The organism is Pseudomonas sp. FG29 (genome assembly GCF_057809355.1).
Map to the genome: position 1 here is coordinate 1 of NZ_JBMDJU010000055.1, position 770 is coordinate 770.

2 protein-coding genes are annotated in these 770 nt (G+C 59.7%); both read right to left on the reverse strand.

Features of this window, described 5'->3' with window-relative positions; genetic code table 11:
* Positions 1-126 precede the first annotated feature (126 nt).
* Positions 127-492, reverse strand: coding sequence for a Mor transcription activator family protein (locus tag ACODS1_RS24115; protein ID WP_489087640.1), 366 nt, complete (start codon positions 490-492; stop codon positions 127-129).
* On the reverse strand, positions 489-770 hold a 282-nt coding region (locus tag ACODS1_RS24120), incomplete at its 5' end, for a regulatory protein GemA (protein ID WP_489087641.1). The genes ACODS1_RS24120 and ACODS1_RS24115, both read right to left, overlap by 4 nt.

Sequence of the window (770 nt, forward strand, 5' to 3'; positions counted from 1 at the left end):
TGAGAGGGAACGAGATAAACCCAGGGGAGTCCGTGAGATAAACCTGGGATAGGCCGGGACAGGATGGTACGGGATGGGACGGTTAATTCAAGCGGATTGAATATGGTGCAACGTAGGGAGGCCCGATCAGTTGTTGCTGGTCGGGCCGAACATATCCCCCTGGCGAGTGTTGAGATCAGCGCGGCGCATGATCTTGATGACGCGGTAAATGAACTGGAGCGAGACGCCGTACTTACGCACCAGCTCGCGATGGTTGCGCCCCTTCCAGTCCTCATAGATTTGCTGGTGCAGCCGCGCCGCCTCGACGCGGATGCCCTTCGGCATGTAGAGCTGCTGACCGCCCCACTGCTCGACCATGCGCATTGCTACGTCAGTACCCAGGGCGCTGGCCACCTCCTCGGTGATACCCAGCGTTTCCTGAGCTGCTGACGCCACCTGTTCGGCCAAGTCGTTGAGCAGATCACCTGCAGCGCTGCGGTTGGCGTTCTTCATACCCCCTCCTTTATACGTGCGATCCACTGTTTCAGATGCTCGATGACCTGACTGGCCTGCTCGGTGGTGAGCCACTGCAAGGCCTGGACGCCTGTTTCCCCATGGACGAACTTGACCAGGGCTTCCTCAGAGGGATCACGCAGGGCGCCCTTGTCACGCAGGGTCAGCCAGAGCGAGCGGATCTTCTTCGACTGAGGGTCAGCGGCTTGTGGCCGCTTCCCCTTGTTCGATGGACGAACCTTGAAGCCCTTGGCCTTGAGCTGTTCCAGAACCCGGTA

Coding starts and splice junctions, on each gene's coding strand:
- ACODS1_RS24115 (WP_489087640.1), bottom strand. CDS start 492: ATGAAGAACGCCAACCGCAGCGCTGCAGGTGATCTGCTCAACGACTTG.